We start from the raw sequence: 16,845 nt of genomic DNA on the forward strand, positions 1-16,845 counted from the left end.
CCTGTACGAACCCACCGCGCCACGTACTGGTGGTGGGCGCTCAGTGTGAGGGCGGTGCGAGGCTGGAAGGGCTGGAGGACGCCGCTCTTAGGCTTCACGATGTGCTTGTGGACCCGAGGCTTGGGGGTTGTGTCGACCGCGGCAGAGACTCCTTGCTCGTCGGTACCGGCCTGGGCAAGGCCCAGGTCGAGGCCGCCGTCGAGAAGGCCGCTCAGCTGGCACGGCGCGACGGCGGTACTCTTATCCTCGCTCTGCTTGGTCACGGTGAAGGCTCTGGGGGCGCTGCGCTGCACTTCGTCACGTCGGGCAAGAGGAACGACCCGCCACTGACGAACGTGAACGTCACCTCCCTGTTGAACGACACGCTTAACCACCCTGGTCTGAACGGGCTGGTCGCCATTGTCGACACCTGCCTGTCCGGCGGCGCGATACCGGCTGCTCCGGACATCACCTCGGGTCGGCAGGAGGGCGATGTACGTTTCTCCCTCCTCTTCGCAGCCACGGCGCACCAGCCTGCGTTCGACATGCGACTGAGTACGGAACTTACTCAACTCATCGCAGAAGGTCTGCCCGACGCCGGGAAGTTCCTGAAGGTTGACGACAACTTGATGGAGCAACTGCGTGAGCGGATCCGTGGTCAACAACCGGGACGCAGCGTATTCGACGGAAGCTCGCGCGTTGATGATGCTCTTTGGCTGGCCCGCAACTGCGTGGCCTTCCGCAACGGCCCGCTCGGGCCGATCGCAAAGCAGGCGCTGCAAAATGCCGGCCGGAGGGTCGACCACAACCTGCTGTTGTCCACGGAGGACGAGCTTGCTGCCTGGCTGAAGGACAACGAGCACACGACTGACGGCGTCTCATGGGCCGCCGTGCAGCGGCTGCGTGAAGTGCAGGCCGAGCTTGAGGCTGGCCGCAAGACGCTGAACGTCGTCAGCAAGGTGTTCGGCCCGGTCCTGACCGAGGGGAGGCTGCGGCTGGTCGGTGTGCTGGCTGGTCTTCCGCTGAGCTTTGTGCGCCAGGAACCACCTCGGACTTTGCGGGACATCATCGAGCATGCCGCTCATCGGGGGAGCACTGCAGAGGGCCAGCAGCGCGCCTTGGCCCACGTGGTCGCGGCCATGGCCCACGTGACGGGACATCGGGGCCAGCTGCCGCCAGAAGTCCTCGCCTGGGCGCAGGACCTCGAGCTCACGGCTGTGGTCAACAGCCGTCTGGACGAACTTAATCATCAGCCTGACGATGACCAGGCTCCACGCCTTGTCCTGGTGCTCGCCGACGATGGTGGCGAAACAGTCGTTCGTGTGGACGCCTGGCTGCTTTTCGGGCGAGCTGTGCTGAGTAGCAGCCGTTTCCCTTGCGGTGCTAGGGACAAGGAACTGAAGTTGGCCATGGCCGAAGCCATCGCGTGGGCTTTGCCCTGGGCCAACATCACAGAGCGGCCACTGCAACGAATCGACGTAGCTGCACCAACCCTGGTGCTGCTGGACTGTCCTCCAGAAGAACACGTCGTCCGCAAGCAGAAGCTGGCGGTCAACTACACCATCACAACCCGCTGGTCCGGGCTGTTGGCGCCGCCTATCGGCTTTACGGCTGAGGACATGCTCCAGGTGGGCGCACAACTACTGGCTTCTCTGGAAGACACCGACTGTTGTGGCCCCAAGTGGCTTCAAGGCGAACATCTGCAAACCGTTGACCACCTACAGCAACACTTGAGTAACCACGGCTTCGGACAGCACGTTTGGGCGCTGTCCTCTCTGCCGGAGTCGGACTGGGACTACGTGGCGCAGGAGCTCTTGGAGCACACGCCCGCGCTGGTCTGGCCTCGACAGAAGGACGTCAGCGACGAGCTGGTTATCCAGGCGTCTGTGGGAAAGCACTGGCAGGCACTGCCACAGCAGATCTCCCATGCCTACCGAAAGCATCTGAGTGGGGCGGCCCCGAGCGATGATGACGTAGGACCGCTCGCGACCGTACGCGCGGCCTGGCATGACAGAGACTGGCATGCGTTCTGCCTCAGACGGGCGGACACGGTTGTGGCAGCACCAGACGAGATGGCGTCGAAGGAGCGAGCATGAGCTGGACCCCGTACTACAGGGGCACGGGTGTCCCTCCCAAGGACGGCACCCAGGTGCCTAAGCTGCCAGCGCCGCCCCCGTGGCGAGCCCCTGCCGGCCAGGAGGCCGACTCAGGCAAGGACCCCGCGACCACCTACCGTCCCATCCCCGGCCTCGTTGATGCCGTGAACGCTGCCCTGCACCTGCGCCGTCCTCTGCTGTTGACCGGCCGTGCGGGCTCGGGCAAGTCCACTGTCATCCGGCAGATCGCCGTCGAGCTCGGTCTGGGTCAGGTGCTTCACTGGCACATCACCTCGCGCAGTACGCTCGCCGATGCGCTCTACCGCTACGACGCGCTTGGCCGCATCCACGCCCACAACCTACGCACCGTCGACGGTAGGATCCGGACCGACGGTGAGGACCATGGGGACGACATTGGCGAGTTCGTCCAGCTTGGGCCTCTGGGCACCGCGCTCCTGCCCGGAGGTCGGCCTCGCGCCCTGCTGATCGACGAGATCGACAAAAGTGACCTCGACCTGCCCAGCGACCTTCTCGACGTCCTGGAGCGCGGTGGCTTCGAGATCCCCGAACTGGCCAGGCATCACAAGGCAGAGATCACGGTCCGCACTGCCGACAAAGACGGCACGCACGTCATCGAACGTGGCTGGAGCCAGTGCACTGAATTCCCCGTCATCGTGCTGACGAGTAACGGCGAACGCGACTTCCCCGCCCCCTTCCTGCGCCGCTGCATCCGCTTCGACATGCCAGCGCTCTCCGAGGAAACGCTCACAGATATCGTGACCGCCCATCTTGGCGACATCGAGGACAGCATCACCGCCACCCTCGTGACGGACTTCCTCAAGAAGCTGAACGCCGGCGAGTACGTCGCGATCGACCAACTCCTGAACGCGGTCTATCTTCTGCGCGGTGACCATGCTCCGGATCCGGACCAGCGGCAGAGTCTCAAGAACATGTTGCTGCAAGGGCTGGGCCGTGGTTGAGGAGGCCGCCCTCCTGGCACGGCTTGCTTCGGCGGAAAGCGGCAACATCGACGTCAAGGAACTTCTTGACGCCGTAGTCCTTGCTTCCGCCTGGGCCCGATGGGACCAAGGTAACGCCAGTAGCGCATCCGTCGATGCCGCAGGCGACGCGGAACGAAACGACAAGCCAGACCAAGCCGACAGCACCGATGGACATCGGGACCGGGCCGAAGCAAGCGGGCGCACTACGGGCACGACTCGTGATACTGCCGCCTCGGTGTGGCTCGAGGATCAGGCGGGATCTCAGGCGATCAACGGCAAGCGGGTCAGCGTGGGCCGTTCCCCCGCCCTCCCTGACGCCCTCGACATCGGCCGTGCGTTGCGCCCACTGCGCCGCCCCTGGCTCTCCGGCGTGCACCAGCATCTCGACGTCGACGCCACTGTGGAGTACTACACCCGCACCGGGACACTCGTCCCCCGGCTCACCTCCGCGCCGGAACCGTGGCTGGAGGTCATTGTCGTCCTGGACCGCGGCACTGCCATGGCGGTATGGGACGAGACGATCCGCACCCTCACCAAGACCCTGCGTGCCCTGGCCGCCTTCCGTGATGTCCGCATCTGGCACCTTGAGCATCCACCCGGCGAGGATCCCGTTCTGCACGACCATCACGGCAGTGTCCTTCCCCTGGACCCGGGCACCGCCCGCCATACCCAGCCGGCGCGCCGCCTTCTCCTCGTTGTCACCGACTGCGCAGCGCCAGCCTGGCGACGGGACACCCTGTGGAAGACTCTTCATGCCTGGGGGCGCACGGCCCCGGTCGCTCTTATCAACCCGCTGCCCAAGCGGCTCTGGCAGCGTTCAGGATTGGACCTCCCGCACACCACTGCGGCCGCTACCGTCCCCGCCTCTCCTGGTCGGCTTCTGTCCTATCGGCGCCCACGGCTGCTCCGTGAAACCCAGGACACGAAGCCCTGGCAAGCGCTGCCCGTGCTGCAATTCGACCCTGCTCAGATTCTGGCGTGGGCTCGCACACTGATGCGCATGGACCCATCCGGCTGCGAGGCCGTCCTCGTCCCCGCGACCGGCCGACCCCCCCTGCGCCGGCGCCATCCCGGCCCGTCAGGCCAACCTGTCCCTGCACCTACCGACGAGCAGGTGCGCGCGCGAGCCGAGGCATTCGCCGATGAGCGCGAGTCCCCCGCCGTCCGCCTCGCCATCGCGGCCTGCCCACTCGATTCCTTCACGCTGCCCGTCCTTGACGTCCTGCGCGACCGCCTCGTCCCGGATGCCACGCTTGCGGACACCGCAGAGTTCCTTACCGCTGGCCTTCTCACTGCTACCCGCAACGAATCTGCCGACACGGTCTACCAGTTCCACTCCGCAGCAGCCGACCACCTGACCAGCCTGCTCACACGAGACCAGCTGTGGGACACCCATTTCGCCCTCAGCGACCACCTCGCTACCCGTCTTCAAGCCCCTCACGGCATTCCGGTTATCCTCCGCTCTGCCCACGCCGATGAAACCCTGGCATCTAGCATCCGTCCTATCGCCTACGCCGCAGCTACTACGGCGCGCTTGCTGGGAGTCGAGGCAAGAGATCGCCTGCCAAAAGACAGAAGCCTCTCGGCGTTCGGTCCAACGGCGCAAGTACAAGGAGAGATAAATCGCCGTCTGGCCCCCGCCACTCCGAAGAGCCCGGAGGGAATTCAACGAGGGAAGCTTTACGGCACCTTGGCGCAGCTCTTTCGCTCCTTGCTGGATAAGGCATCGATGTACAAAAGCGCGGCCCGTCCGAGCGAGCCGATGCATCCTCGGAGCCGGGTTGAGAACGAAAGCGGGAGGCGGCAGGGCAGGGATCAGGCGACCGGTGACAGCCGGGAAATCGACCTAATGAGTACCAAGTTGGTGATTGCGGTCGATACTGCCGCTTCCGGAACTTACAGCGACGTTGCCGCGCTGGAGATGCGTTCTCGAATGTATCGGGTACTGGAAACTGCACTTGAATACGCCGACGTTCCGAGAGGCGCCGTGCATATGGAAGACCGCGGCGATGGCGTAATAATCGCGGTGGACGGCCACATCCCGCCGACCCGACTGGTCGGCCCGTGGGTAATCAACGTGTACGAAGAACTGCGCTATGATAACCGTCGGCGGCGCACACCGCTGAAGTTGCGTATCGGCATGCATGACGGTCCTGTGCTGCGTGACCAGATGGGAATCGTTGGTAGCGCAGCCAACCACGCCAGCCGACTTATTGATTCATCGATCGCCCGACAACTGCTCAGCGCCGAGGAAGTCGACCTCCTGGTCGTGGCTTCTCAGTCCCTGTACGAGGGAGTGATCAGGAATGGCGGCAGTTTCATTGATCCTGCACTCTATTCCTCGGCGCGGCTGCAGCTCAAGCAGGGTGGAGTTATCGCTTGGTTCCATATACCCGGCCACCCTGCCCCGAGTATTCCTCCTGCGCTGGCACAGCGCAGGAGGCCGGACGAACTCGGTTTGATTGTGCAGGACCTGACGCTTCTCTTGGGTAACGTCACAGTGGCGCTGGAAAATGGCAGATACCCCGACCGGGAATCCGGAAAGAAGGTCGCTGGACTGTTGCGCGCTGTCGCCGATCAGTTTGACGTCTACGGCGCTAGCACCTCATTGCGTGATGCCATGCATCAGCATTCTCCGTTCCATCCCGAGGGTGGAGTCACTCATGACGCACTGGCCGCAGGGGTGGCATCGGCTTGCCGGGAGCTTTTCGGTGCAACCGTCGCAGGCGAGTCTGACGTGGAGATGAGTGGGCTCTGGACGCTGAATGGTATGGAACTTCCCGCTGGCCTTACGGATGCGACCATCGATGATATCACTCCGGACATGGGATCGATTGTCTGGAGCATTATGGAGGAGCGCGAAGGCGGCCTGATCCTTGGGCGGCTGAAGGTTGACGCCCGGCTCGTCCTCGAAGGCTTTATGCATAAGGGTGACTATTCCGACTCGGGTGATGTGGACTTGCTATGGGAAGTCAGCGATCATATGGTCGAAGTGAGTTTTGAGGGAGATGTTCAACTAATCTTCGACGGCAAGGTAGATTCGGGGAACATCGACCTGGAGTTCCGTGGCTTCGAGAGCTCTGAGCTTTATCCCCACGCGGAGGTCCAGTTGCGCGATACTGAGGGGCAGGTCACGCAGAGCGTGACAACAACGTGGAATCAGGGTTCCGGTAGCATGTTTAGCGGATCTTCAGTCTACGCACAAGACGCAAATGACGGTCGCCGCAATGGCGGCTGATGGCTGTCACCCAATGCGTCAAGTCCCATTCGCCTTGTCTTCATGCCGCATAGTTTGAACGGCCATCTTGTTGAATGGTGGAACCCGAAGGCAAGGTTGAGTTTTGGGTCCTGCCCTCGGGGCGGTGGGGCCTTCATCAGGTTCGGTACTTGAAGTTGACCTCGTGCTCCCGGCAAAACGCCCGCTGACCTGCGGTGTATCAAAGTGCCAACTATCTCTCTGATTCCGTACTTCCAGCCGCAGAACCTAGTTGGCATCAGTGCAGGTCGCGGACGTTCTCCAATGCCAACTAGCGATCCTGGTCACAATGGTGGAGGGCGCCGTCCCGGCTTCACGCAGCCGGGACGCGCGACCGTGGAGGTCCGGCCCTCCGCCGGGCCGGCGGGCCGGTCAGGCGAACGCCTGCGCGTGGTCCGCCGCCCAGGTCTCGAAGGTCCGTGCGGGGCGTCCCAGTACCGCGGGCACCGCGGGGTTCACCCGCGCCTTCGCGCCGGCCCGCTGGCGCCCGGCGCTGTGCAGCAGCGCTTCGGCGATCACCTCGGGATAGCGGTCCAGCATGGCGGAACGGGCCCGCTCCGGCCCGAGTTCCTCGAAACGCAGCGGTCGCCCCAGGACCTTCGAGAGCACAGCGGTCTGTTCGAGCGCGGTGACCGCCTCCGGACCGGAAAGCGCGTGCACGCGGCCCTCCTGCCCGTCCTGTGTCAGAGCGTGCACCGCCACCTCGGCGATGTCGCGCGGGTCCACGCAGGCGTTGGCGGACTCCCCGTAGAGCGCGCGCACGACGCCCTCGGAACGGATGGCCGGTGCCCACGACAGCGTGTTGGACATGAAGGACCGGGGGCGCAGCAAGGTCCACGCCAGTCCCGATTCCCGCACGGCCCGCTCGTTCTCGCGCTGCCAGCGGGTGATGAGGTCGTCCGCCTCCGGATCCTCCACGGCGGCCGCGGAGAGCTTGACCAGGTGCCGTACGCCGCAGGCCCGGGCCGCGTCGATGAACCGCGCGTCGTCCTCCTCCGCCACCCGGTTGGTGACCAGGAAGGCGGCGTGGACTCCCGTGAGCGCCCGGTGGAGGCTTTCGGGGTCCGTGAAGCCGCCGCGGACCACGGTGACGGCGGGCCCCTGGACGGTGGCGAGTTCGGGCCGCCTCGTGAGGATGCGCAGCGGCCGGCTGGGGGCGAGCAGGCGGGCGACCTCCCGCCCCACCGTGCCGGTTGCTCCGGTGACAAGGATCATGTCTGCGTCACCGTCCGTCAGCAGGCGGGAACGGCCGAGGAGAGCCCGGCGAGGAACACCGCGCCGTCGTCCCGGCTCCCCGTGATGGTGGCGCCGGTCGTTCCGGCGCTCCATGCACGTGGTCCTTTGGCGCGGGAAACGGCCCGCCGGGCGACCGGAGGCTTCCTCCGTCGATCGTCGTCGTGTTCATGAAACCCCCCGTGGTTTCGGCGGCGGCGACAGGCGAGCCGCGCCCGAAACAAGATCCAATCAGACGGATGATCTCTCTGCGTCGATCAGGCCGTTACTCGACGAGGAGATCCACGTCACGGGCGCGAAGGCGGCGGCGTGGCGAGGCGGGATCGGACGACCCGAACACGGCGGAAGACCGTGGAGGCCGCCCCGGTCGAGCACCGGTTCCGCCGCACCCCCGACCGGGGCTCGATCCACAGGCGTGCCGCCGCCCGCCGGCGCCTACCGGGGCTCGCCGAACCACAGGCGCAGCGCGTCGGTGAGGTCACCCGCGTCCGGTGCCCAGGCGATATGGCCGTCAGGACGCACCAGCACCGCGTCGCACGGGAGGGCGGCATCCGGTGAGGCGACGACGGTGTTCAGCACGTGGGCCCAGCCCCGGGCCGACTCCCCGTACGCCGCAGCCTGCTCGCCGGACAGGAGGAGCAGGGGCCGGCCGTCGGGCAGCAGTCCCGTGACGTCCTGCGGCTCCGCGCCGTCCCCCACCACGACGTTCTCCAGGAACCGCCCCTCCCACCGGGAGGCGAAGCCAGAGCGAGCCGGGTACACCGTCTCCTGCGCGCTGATCAAGTCGCCCACGTGCCGGCGGGTCTGCTCCAGCGTCAGCAGCTCGGCGACCATCGCGCGGAGCGGGTCGAGTTCGGGGGCGGGACGCATCAGCGCCAGCTGGACGCGAGTGTTGTCGATGACCCGCTGCGCGGCCGGCCTGCGCTCGTCGTCGTACGTGTCGAGCAGCCCCTTGCCCGCCGTTCCACGCACGGCGTGGGCCAGCTTCCAGCCCAGGTTGAGTCCGTCGACCAGTCCGATGCTCAACCCCTGCCCCCCGATCGGGAAGTGCATGTGCGCGGCGTCCCCCGCCAGGAACACGCGGTCCTTGCGGTAGTGGCGCACCAGCCGGGTGAAGTCGCTGAACCGCGTCACGAAGAGCGCATCCTCCATCGGGATGTCGTATCCGGCGATCCGGGACGCCTCGTCCTGCAGTTCCTGCATGGTCGCCCGTGTGTGCCGGTGGGGATGGGGCCCGTCGCAGTCGAGCGTGCGTATGAGGGTGTGCCCGTCGGGAACGGGCTTCGAGACGACCCAGCCCCGCTCGGTACGGCACCAGCCCCGCGGCGCCTTGTCGGGCTCGATCAGCCGGACCAGGCCCATCATCGCCGAGACCGTCGCGGGGTGGGTGTCCTCGGCGAAGCCGGCCTCCCGGCGTACGGTGCTGCGCGCGCCGTCGGCCCCGACCAGGAAGCCGGCGCTGTACGTGTGCTCGCCCCCGGGCCCGTCGGCCACCACTTCGACCCCGTCGGGCCCCTGGCGCAGCGCGGTCACCCGGTGGTCGCGCAGCACGGTCACCCCGCGGTCCCGGGCCCGTTCCTCGAACTCCCGCTCCAGATCGGCCTGTGCGCGCTTGAGGACGGGCTCCGGCTCGGCCGCGGGAACCGTGATCGTCAGCCCGGGCATTCCGGCGAAGTGGAACTGCTCGGTCACCGGAGCATCCGAGAACCGCGGCAGCCCGAGGTAGCCCCGCCGGACCAGCGCCTGCACGGCCCTGGCGTGGACGGTCCCGGCCTTGGGCCGACCGGATGTCGCACCCTTCTCCTCGAGCACCACGACGTCGATCCCGTACGCCCCCAGCTCGGCGGCGATCAGCATCCCGACCGGCCCGCCTCCGACGACGACTATCCCGGTGTGCGTAGTAGTGCGCATGGCAGGTTCGCTCCTCCGCCGGTCGGCCCGGCCCCGGACGGTCAGCGGTACTCGCACAGGTAGGCGGTGTCCACCGCCACCTTGAGCTGGAACCTGCTGTCGCCGGGGACCTTGAAGCGGTCCCCGGCGGCGAAGGTCTCCCACTCGGCGGCGCCGGGCAGCAGGACCGTCAGGGCGCCGCTGACCACGTGCATGACCTCCGGAGCGGCGGTGCCGAACTCGTACTCCCCGGGAGCCATGACGCCGATGGTCGCCGGGCCCTCCTCCTGTGTGAACGCGATCGACTTGACCGTGCCGTCGAAGTACTCGTTGACCGTAAACATGGGCGTCCTCGGGGGAACTCGGGCGGAAAAGGGGTGGCCCGGTCATCGCGTACCGGCCACAAGTACGGGCACCTTAACGGCGCGGGCGCAGCCCCTTCCGGCGGTCTCACGTGCTGGACCGGTCAGGTCGTCGGGCGGCCGCCGAAGGACCAGTCGTGGACCTCGATGTCGGCGTACCGCTCGGGGGTCCGCAGGACCGTCGCGGCCGTCGCCGCGTCCGGGGCGCGGACCAGGGCCGCCGTACCCACCCAGGTGGTGCCGTCGTCGGACAGCAGGGGGCCGTAGGCGATCAGGTCGTCGAGGTCCGCCGGGGCGGACGGAGGCGTGAGGTCGACGGGCTCGCCCTCGCCGAGGCCCAGGACCAGGTAGCGGTTGCCGCCCTCGCGGCCTCCGGGGAACTCCCACATCGTCCGTCCCAGAGTGTTGCGCCACCGCCGCAGCAGGACGTCCCGGTACACCCCGGCCTGGTAGTTGGGCTCGTCGAAGGCGAACGCCCGGGCCGCGGCGGCGTCGGGCAGGTCGACGATGTGCACGCTCCCGGTGCAGTTCTCGCCCGCCGGGTCGAAGGTCGGCCCGCGCGCGATCAGCTCCTTCGCGAAGCCGTCCATGTACGCCCAGTGCGCTTCGAGGAGGGCCTGCCGCAGGGGCATGGAAGCGGACCGGTCGCGGTGGTGGCAGAGGAATTCCATGGGGTCAGGATGTGGCTCGCGGAGCGATCATGTCGAGGGGATTACGGGGCCGAGGGGACAGGGCCTCGTCACGGTTCGCCGTCCGCGCCGTCCGCGCCGTCCGCGCCGTCCGCACTGTCCGCGCCGTTCCAGGGGCGTCCGTGGTCCGTCGCGAAGGCCTTGAACACCCCCTCGGGAGGCCCGTCCGTGCGCAGGAAGCGTTCGTCGAGCACGGTGGCCAGGTCCTCGAGGGCCGTGCGCAGGACCGCCGCGGAGAGCCGGACGTCCGGATGCCGGGCCCGCTCCGCCCGGTCCGTCAGGTCGACGGCGTGGCCGAGTTGTCCGGCCAGGGAGATGTTCTCGTCCCCGTCGTAGAAGTAGTACGACTCGGCGTACTGGAGAAAATCCACGGTCACGGTCGAGAGCGCCGAGGCGAGTCCGTCGAGGAGCGCGGCACCCCCGGCGGAGTCGAGGGCCCCGGCCGTGACGCGGCTGCGGCGCAGGTGGGACAGGCGCAGGGCGAGCGCCCTGCGGCGGGCGAGGGCCGGATAGATGCCGAGGATCCAGGCGACGGTCGCCGACAGCAGGGCGAAGCCCACCAGGGCCTCGATCGGGGTGAGGAGACGCAGCCACCCCGAGGTCGGCGCGATGTCGCCGAGGCCGAGGGTGGCCAGGGTGACCAGCGAGACGTACAGGGCGTCGAGCGGGCCCGCGTGCTCGGAGGGGGTGAGATCCGTGGCGTAGGAGAAGTCGTCCGGCATGTGGGGCCAGTAGATGAGCGCCCACCCGGCGGCGACGACGCACGCCCAGATGGTGACGACCGTCATCATGCCCACCGGTCCGGCGAGGCCGACGGGCCGCCACCGCGCCCCGCGGTGGGCCGAGAGACGCCACACGCTCCGCATCACCAGCCTGCTCAGGCCGCCGTGCCGGGTGGGGTGCCAGATCGTGTGGAACACGTCCCGCAGGATGAACAGGATCAGCGCCGCTCCCACGAGGACGAGCAGCCAGGTCATCCCGGCACCGTCCGTCCCGCGCCCGACCGTGCGGGCCGATCGACACGTTCGCAAGCCATGCATCGAGCATGCGCGGCCGGGCGGCGCCTCGCACGGGGACGGCGGTCGGTCAGGCGCCGTCCGCCGGGTGCGCGCCCGCGTCCGGCTTCACCCGGCCGGTCGCGATTTCCCCGTGACACCCGATCCGGCGTGTTCCACCATGGGCGGATGTCGAACGACGAGGCCGCCGCATGACCGCCTCCCTCCTCGTGGTGCCGCTCACCGCGGAGCACGCCGACGCGGTCGTCGCGATCTACCGGGCCGGTGTCGAGGAGGGCGACGCCACCTTCGAGACCGCGGCCCCGACCTGGAGGCAGTTCGACGCGGCCACGCTGCCCGAGCACCGCTTCGTCGCCCTCGACGGGGCCGGGCGGGTGCTGGGCCGGGTCGCCGTCGCCAAGGTCTCCGAGCGGGCAGCGTACGCCGGAGTCGTCGAGCACTCCGTCCACGTGCACCCCGACGCCCGGGGCCGGGGCATCGCCTCCGCGCTCCTCGAGGCGCTCGTGGCGTCCACGGAGGCGGCGGGGATCTGGACCATCCGGTCCGGCATCTTCCCCGAGAACGCGGTCGGCCTCGCCGTCCACGCGCGCGCCGGCTTCCGGGTCGTCGGCACCCGCGAGCGCATCGGGCGCCATCACGGCGTCTGGCGCGACACCGTCCTCGTCGAACGCCGCAGCCCCCACGTCGGCTGACGGCAGCCGAGAGGCGAGAGCCGCCCGCCGAGCGTCGAATGCCGCCTGCCGCCCGCCGAGTGCAGCCCGTCGCCCGTCGCCCGTCTAGCGCCGATCGGCGAGGCCGTCGCGGCGGTCGGCCACCGGCCGAGTGCCCGTCGCGGAAGAGGCCGCGTCCCGACCGGTCACCCGGGACCGGTTCCGGCGTAGCCTGAGCGCCATGAGGCAGGACGCCGACCCCGGGCTCTTCGGTCCCCGCTCCGTGACCTGGCAGCTGCACAGCGACCCGGTGATGTGGATCGCCGGCGTCCGGGCCCTCTGGCTCCAGGCGCTGCACCCCGTCGCCGTCCGCGGCGTCATGATCAACAGCAGTTTCCGGGAGGACCCCTGGGGCCGGTTGATGAGGACGGCGAACTTCGTCGGAACCCTCAGCTACGGGACCACCGAGGCCGCCGAGGCGGCCGGCGCCCGCGTCCGGCGGATCCACCGGCTGCTCGGCGTGGACGACCCCGAACTGCTGTTCTGGGTCCACTGCGCCGAGACCGACTCGTACCTCTCCGTCGCGCGCCGCTCCGGGATCCCCCTCACCGACGCCGACGCCGACCGGTACGTCGACGAGCACCGCACCTCCGCCCGGCTCGTCGGCCTCGACCCGGACACCGTCCCCGCGTCCACCGCCCAGCTCGCCGCCTACTTCGACTCCGTCCGTCCCCGCCTCACCGTCGGACCGGACGCCCGGACCGTCGCCGACTTCCTCCGCCACCCGCCCGTCAAACCCGTCCTCGTCCCGGCGCGCGAGGTGATCTGGCGGCGCGTCAGCGCACTCGCGTACGACACCCTGCCCCTCTACGCCCACGCCCTCTACGGCTGCCCCGCCCCGCCGCCGGAGACCGTCACCCGCCGGCTCGTCGCCACGGCCAACCTCCTGCGCCAGGTCCCGGCCCGCCTGCGCTGGCGGCTGCCGCCCCGGCACATCCTGCGCGCGATGGACCGGCTCGGCCCGGAGACCCGGCCCGATCCGTACGCGTACCCCGCCCCGTATTCACTGTCCGACCCGGCGGCCATACTGGAGGAGCCGAGGAGGCAGTACGGAATCGACGGGGGCGGCAGCACGCGATGGGGGACTCCAGACTGATCCAGGGCCGGTACCGCCTGCACGAGGTCATCGGCCGCGGGGGCATGGGCGAGGTGTGGCGCGCCACCGACGAGGCGCTCGGGCGCCGCGTCGCCGTGAAGTGCCTCAAACCGCTCGGACCGCAGCAGGACCCGCAGGTCCTCGCCGTGGTGCGCGAGCGCTTCCGCCGCGAGGCCCGGGTGGCGGCGGCGCTCCAGCACCGGGGCATCACCGTCGTGCACGACTTCGGCGAGTACGAAGGCGTGCTCTTCCTCGTCATGGAGCTCCTGGAGGGGCGCAACCTCAGCCAGCTCCTCGTCTCCAACGAGCAGCACCCGCTGCCCGTCCAGGACGTCGTCGAGATCGCCGACCAGGTCGCCGACGCCCTCGCGTACACGCACCGGCAGGGCATCGTGCACCGCGACCTCAAGCCCGCGAACATCATGCGGCTGAGCGACGGCACGGTGAAGATCTGCGACTTCGGGATAGCGCGCCTCGGCGCCGACATGGGCTTCACCTCCAAGCTCACCGGGACCGGCATCGCCATGGGGACGCCGCACTACATGTCCCCGGAGCAGATCGGCGGCGGTGGCGAGATCGACCACCGCAGCGACCTCTACTCCCTGGGGTGCGTGCTGTACGAGCTGGCCACCGGTGCCCCGCCGTTCGACCTCGGCGACTCCTGGGCCATCCTCATCGGCCACCGGGACACGGTGCCGACCCCGCCGCGCGCGCTCCGCGCCGAGCTGCCCGACTACTTCGACCGGATCGTCGTCGACCTGCTCGCGAAGGCCCCCGAGGAGCGCCCGGCCGACGCGGGCGACCTGCGCCGCCGGATCGTCTCGGGGCGCTTCGGCGCGCCGTCGTTCCCGTCGCCCGCCGAGGCGCTCGCGCTGTCGTCGACGGTGCCCATGCCCGTACCCCTGCCCGAGGAACCGGTAGCCCCCGCGCCCGCGTGGAGCCGGGGGATGACCGGCGGGCACCGCCCGGCTGCCCCCACCGGGCCGCGCCCCGCCGCCCACGATCCCGCCGCGGCCGTCCTCACCACCGAGTGGACCACTGCGGCACCCGACCGGACGCCGCCGCCCGCCCCCGCGCCCACGGACGAACTGATCGCGGTGCTCGCCGGCCGCTTCCGGGCCGGGATGGGCCTCGGCAGGCTCGGCCGCTGGGACGAGGCCGAGTCCGTCCACCGGTCCGTCGCCCGGGACCGCGCTCGGATCCTCGGCGAGGAGCACCCCTCCACCCTGACCAGCCAGTACGAGGTCGGCTTCGCCCTCGCCCGGCTCGACCGCCCCGCCGACGCCCTGCACGTCTTCGGGAAGGTGGCCGAGGCACGCGCCCGCGTGCTCGGCGAGGACCACCCCGACACCCTGGCGGCGCGGCAGGAGCGGGCCTACGCCCTGGGCCGCCTCGGGCGGCACTCCGAGGCGTACGAGGTGTACACGGAGGTGCTCGCCGCCCGCGAGCGGACCGTCGGCCCCGACCACCCCGACACCCTGCGCTGCCGCCACAACCTCGCGTTCACGCTGGGGCGCCTCGGCCGCCTGGAGGAGTCGTACCGCACGGCGCACGAGGTCGCCGAGGCCCGGGCCAGGCTGCTCGGCGAAGCGCACCCCGACACCCTCGTGACCCGCCACGAGGTGGCGTTCACCCTCACCCGCCTCGGACGCGGACAGGAGGCGCTCGCCGAGTACCGCGCGGTCGCCGAGGCGCGCGCCGCCGCCCTCGGCCCCGACCACCCGGACACCCTCGCCGCCCGCTACGACACCGGGGTCTGCCTCGGCCGGCTCGGCCAGGCCGCGGACGCCCTCGACGTCTGCCGCGACCTCGTCGCCGCCCGCACCCGCGCCCAGGGCCCCGACGCTCCGGAGACGCTGCGAGCCCGCCAGGCCCTCGCCGTCAACCTCGGCCGGCTCGACCGCTGGACGGAGGCGCTCGCCGAGTCCCGGAGCGTGCACGCCGACCGCGAACGGGTCCTCGGCGCCGACCACCCCGACACGCTCACCAGCCGCTGGGAGACGGCCGTCGCCCTCGGCAGGCTCGACCGCTGGGAGGAGGCGCTGGAGTGCCACCGGGCGATCGCCGCCGCCCGCACCCGGCTCCTCGGCCCCGCGCACCCCGACACCCTCGCCGCCCTCGACGACGAGGCCCACTGCCTGGAGCGCCTCGGCCGCGACGCCGAAGCGGCCGCCCTCCTCCTGAAGGCGGCCACCGCGCCGGAGGCGTGACGCCGGGGGCGGCGCGGAAGCCGGGGCCATGACGGGCCGACCGGCCTGTCGACGACCGCCGGCCGGCTGGGCGCGACGGTGGCCGGGACCGCCGGGCGATCAGCCGGACGGTGTGAGCTCCTTCGGGCCGTACGGGGCCTCCGTCGCGCCCGCGGCCAGGGCCCAGTAGCGGTCGCCGAAGGACCAGTGCCACCACTCCGTCGGGTAGTTCACCAGGCCCGCCGCGGTGAGCACGGAACCGAGCAGTTCCCGGTGGGCGCGGGCCTCCTCGCCGATGCCTTCGGCGTGGGTGTAGCAGGCGCCGCCGCTCTCCTCCGGGGACGCGTTCATTCGGGTCCCCAGGTCCAGTTCGCGCCCGTCGGCCCCGGCCAGGGTCAGGTCGACGGCCGCCCCGGCGCTGTGCGGGGCGATCTCGGGCGGGGACACGTACCGGCTCGCCGCCGCGTGGATCCGCTCCTCGGGCCAGCCGGGGTGGAGCGCGCGCAGGCTGTCGGCGTACTCCTCGAAGTACGTCCGCTGGAGCGACGGCGGTCTTCCCCCGGCACGCGCGCGCGTGTGAGCATGTGCCATGACTGACCGTGATCCACTTCCCGACGCCCCGGCCCCCGCTCGCTCGTACGACGCCGTCGTCGTCGGAGGCGGGCACAACGGGCTCGTCGCCGCCGCCTATCTGGCCCGTGCCGGACGCTCCGTCCTCGTCCTGGAGCGGCTCGGCACCACCGGTGGGGCGGCCGTGTCGACGCGGCCGTTCGCCGGGGTCGACGCCCGGCTCTCCCGGTACTCGTACCTGGTCTCGCTCCTCCCGGAGAAGATCGTGCGCGAACTCGGGCTGCGGTTCGCCGTGCGGAAACGGTCCATCTCCTCGTACACCCCGAAGGGCGACGGCGGCCTCCTGGTCGGCGGCGGACCCGACCGCACCCGCGCCTCCTTCGCCGCGCTGACCGGCTCCGACAGCGCGTACGAGGCCTGGCAGGCCTTCTACGGACGCACCGGCGAGGCCGCCCGCCGCATCTTCCCCACCCTCACCGAACCCCTCCCCACCCGCGCCGAGCTACGCGCCCGCGTGGACGACGCCGACACCTGGCGGATGCTCTTCGAGGAGCCCCTCGGCGTCACCGTCGAGAAGACCTTCGCCGACGACCTCGTCCGGGGCGTGGTCCTCACCGACGCCCTCATCGGCACCTTCGCCGACGCCCACGACCCGACGCTCCTCCAGAACCGCTGCTTCCTGTACCACGTCATCGGCGGCGGCACCGGCGACTGGGACGTGCCCGTCGGCGGCATGGGCGCCCTCACCGACGCCCTCG

At 69.9% G+C, this 16,845-nt stretch carries 12 protein-coding genes and 1 pseudogene; 7 read left to right on the forward strand and 6 right to left on the reverse strand.

What is annotated here, in order from left to right; genetic code table 11:
• Positions 1-152 precede the first annotated feature (152 nt).
• From CCN56_RS19645 to CCN56_RS19655, 3 genes are read left to right on the forward strand one after another with little or no spacing between them, the layout of a single operon-like run.
• On the forward strand, positions 153-2,075 hold the full coding sequence (locus CCN56_RS19645) for a hypothetical protein (RefSeq protein ID WP_143664567.1): 1,923 nt from the start codon (positions 153-155) through the stop codon (positions 2,073-2,075).
• On the forward strand, positions 2,072-3,055 hold the full coding sequence (locus CCN56_RS19650; protein WP_086828565.1) for a MoxR family ATPase: 984 nt from the start codon (positions 2,072-2,074) through the stop codon (positions 3,053-3,055). The genes CCN56_RS19645 and CCN56_RS19650 overlap by 4 nt, the downstream gene beginning before the upstream one ends.
• A complete protein-coding gene (locus CCN56_RS19655) occupies positions 3,048-6,314 on the forward strand; it encodes an SAV_2336 N-terminal domain-related protein (protein WP_143664568.1) in 3,267 nt (1,088 codons plus the stop codon). The genes CCN56_RS19650 and CCN56_RS19655 overlap by 8 nt, the downstream gene beginning before the upstream one ends.
• A 390-nt stretch (positions 6,315-6,704) precedes the next feature.
• On the opposite strand, the gene CCN56_RS19660 is transcribed toward CCN56_RS19655, so the two are convergent.
• The 5 genes from CCN56_RS19660 to CCN56_RS19680 all read right to left on the reverse strand — a co-directional run bounded on the left by CCN56_RS19660 (position 6,705) and on the right by CCN56_RS19680 (position 11,483).
• Positions 6,705-7,547, reverse strand: a complete 843-nt coding sequence (locus tag CCN56_RS19660) for an NAD(P)H-binding protein (protein ID WP_086828569.1) — start codon at positions 7,545-7,547, stop codon at positions 6,705-6,707.
• 453 nt (positions 7,548-8,000) lie between these two features.
• A complete protein-coding gene (locus CCN56_RS19665) occupies positions 8,001-9,476 on the reverse strand; it encodes an FAD-dependent monooxygenase (RefSeq protein WP_086828571.1) in 1,476 nt (491 codons plus the stop codon).
• A gap of 41 nt (positions 9,477-9,517) precedes the next feature.
• Positions 9,518-9,799: a pyrimidine/purine nucleoside phosphorylase gene (locus CCN56_RS19670; protein ID WP_041127695.1), complete on the reverse strand. Its 282-nt coding sequence runs from the start codon at positions 9,797-9,799 to the stop codon at positions 9,518-9,520.
• 122 nt (positions 9,800-9,921) lie between these two features.
• Positions 9,922-10,488 (reverse strand): YciI family protein, encoded by a 567-nt coding sequence (locus CCN56_RS19675; RefSeq protein WP_086828573.1) that lies wholly within the window; start codon positions 10,486-10,488, stop codon positions 9,922-9,924.
• 68 nt (positions 10,489-10,556) lie between these two features.
• Positions 10,557-11,483, reverse strand: coding sequence for a potassium channel family protein (locus CCN56_RS19680; protein WP_086828575.1), 927 nt, complete (start codon positions 11,481-11,483; stop codon positions 10,557-10,559).
• 230 nt (positions 11,484-11,713) lie between these two features.
• Here CCN56_RS19680 and CCN56_RS19685 point away from each other — a divergent pair, with 230 nt between their 5' ends.
• From CCN56_RS19685 to CCN56_RS19695, 3 genes are all read left to right on the forward strand, one after another.
• Complete coding sequence (locus tag CCN56_RS19685) at positions 11,714-12,214, forward strand: GNAT family N-acetyltransferase (RefSeq protein WP_086828577.1); 501 nt, start codon at positions 11,714-11,716, stop codon at positions 12,212-12,214.
• A gap of 199 nt (positions 12,215-12,413) precedes the next feature.
• Positions 12,414-13,328 (forward strand): oxygenase MpaB family protein, encoded by a 915-nt coding sequence (locus CCN56_RS19690; RefSeq protein ID WP_086828579.1) that lies wholly within the window; start codon positions 12,414-12,416, stop codon positions 13,326-13,328.
• Positions 13,310-15,538 carry a serine/threonine-protein kinase gene (locus tag CCN56_RS19695; RefSeq protein ID WP_086828581.1) on the forward strand — a complete coding sequence of 743 codons (2,229 nt, stop codon included), beginning with the start codon at positions 13,310-13,312 and terminating at the stop codon, positions 15,536-15,538. Before CCN56_RS19690 ends, CCN56_RS19695 begins: the two co-directional genes overlap by 19 nt.
• Before the next feature lie 99 nt (positions 15,539-15,637).
• On the opposite strand, the pseudogene CCN56_RS19700 reads toward CCN56_RS19695, so the two are convergent.
• Positions 15,638-16,078 (reverse strand): annotated as a pseudogene (locus tag CCN56_RS19700) (M15 family metallopeptidase); the annotation flags it as partial.
• 28 nt (positions 16,079-16,106) lie between these two features.
• On the opposite strand from CCN56_RS19700, the gene CCN56_RS19705 reads away from it, so the two are divergent.
• On the forward strand, positions 16,107-16,845 hold a 739-nt coding region (locus tag CCN56_RS19705), incomplete at its 3' end, for an NAD(P)/FAD-dependent oxidoreductase (RefSeq protein ID WP_143664569.1).

This window comes from Streptomyces sp. NRRL B-24572 (assembly GCF_002156145.1).
Taxonomy (GTDB): Bacteria; Actinomycetota; Actinomycetes; order Streptomycetales; family Streptomycetaceae; genus Streptomyces; species Streptomyces vietnamensis.

Excerpts from the sequence above, each read along its gene's own strand:
- CCN56_RS19650 (WP_086828565.1), top strand. The coding sequence starts at position 2,072 with ATGAGCTGGACCCCGTACTACAGGGGCACGGGTGTCCCTCCCAAGGAC.
- CCN56_RS19660 (WP_086828569.1), bottom strand. The coding sequence starts at position 7,547 with ATGATCCTTGTCACCGGAGCAACCGGCACGGTGGGGCGGGAGGTCGCC.
- CCN56_RS19665 (WP_086828571.1), bottom strand. The coding sequence starts at position 9,476 with ATGCGCACTACTACGCACACCGGGATAGTCGTCGTCGGAGGCGGGCCG.
- CCN56_RS19670 (WP_041127695.1), bottom strand. The coding sequence starts at position 9,799 with ATGTTTACGGTCAACGAGTACTTCGACGGCACGGTCAAGTCGATCGCG.
- CCN56_RS19675 (WP_086828573.1), bottom strand. The coding sequence starts at position 10,488 with ATGGAATTCCTCTGCCACCACCGCGACCGGTCCGCTTCCATGCCCCTG.
- CCN56_RS19680 (WP_086828575.1), bottom strand. The coding sequence starts at position 11,483 with ATGACCTGGCTGCTCGTCCTCGTGGGAGCGGCGCTGATCCTGTTCATC.
- CCN56_RS19685 (WP_086828577.1), top strand. The coding sequence starts at position 11,714 with ATGACCGCCTCCCTCCTCGTGGTGCCGCTCACCGCGGAGCACGCCGAC.
- CCN56_RS19690 (WP_086828579.1), top strand. The coding sequence starts at position 12,414 with ATGAGGCAGGACGCCGACCCCGGGCTCTTCGGTCCCCGCTCCGTGACC.
- CCN56_RS19695 (WP_086828581.1), top strand. The coding sequence starts at position 13,310 with ATGGGGGACTCCAGACTGATCCAGGGCCGGTACCGCCTGCACGAGGTC.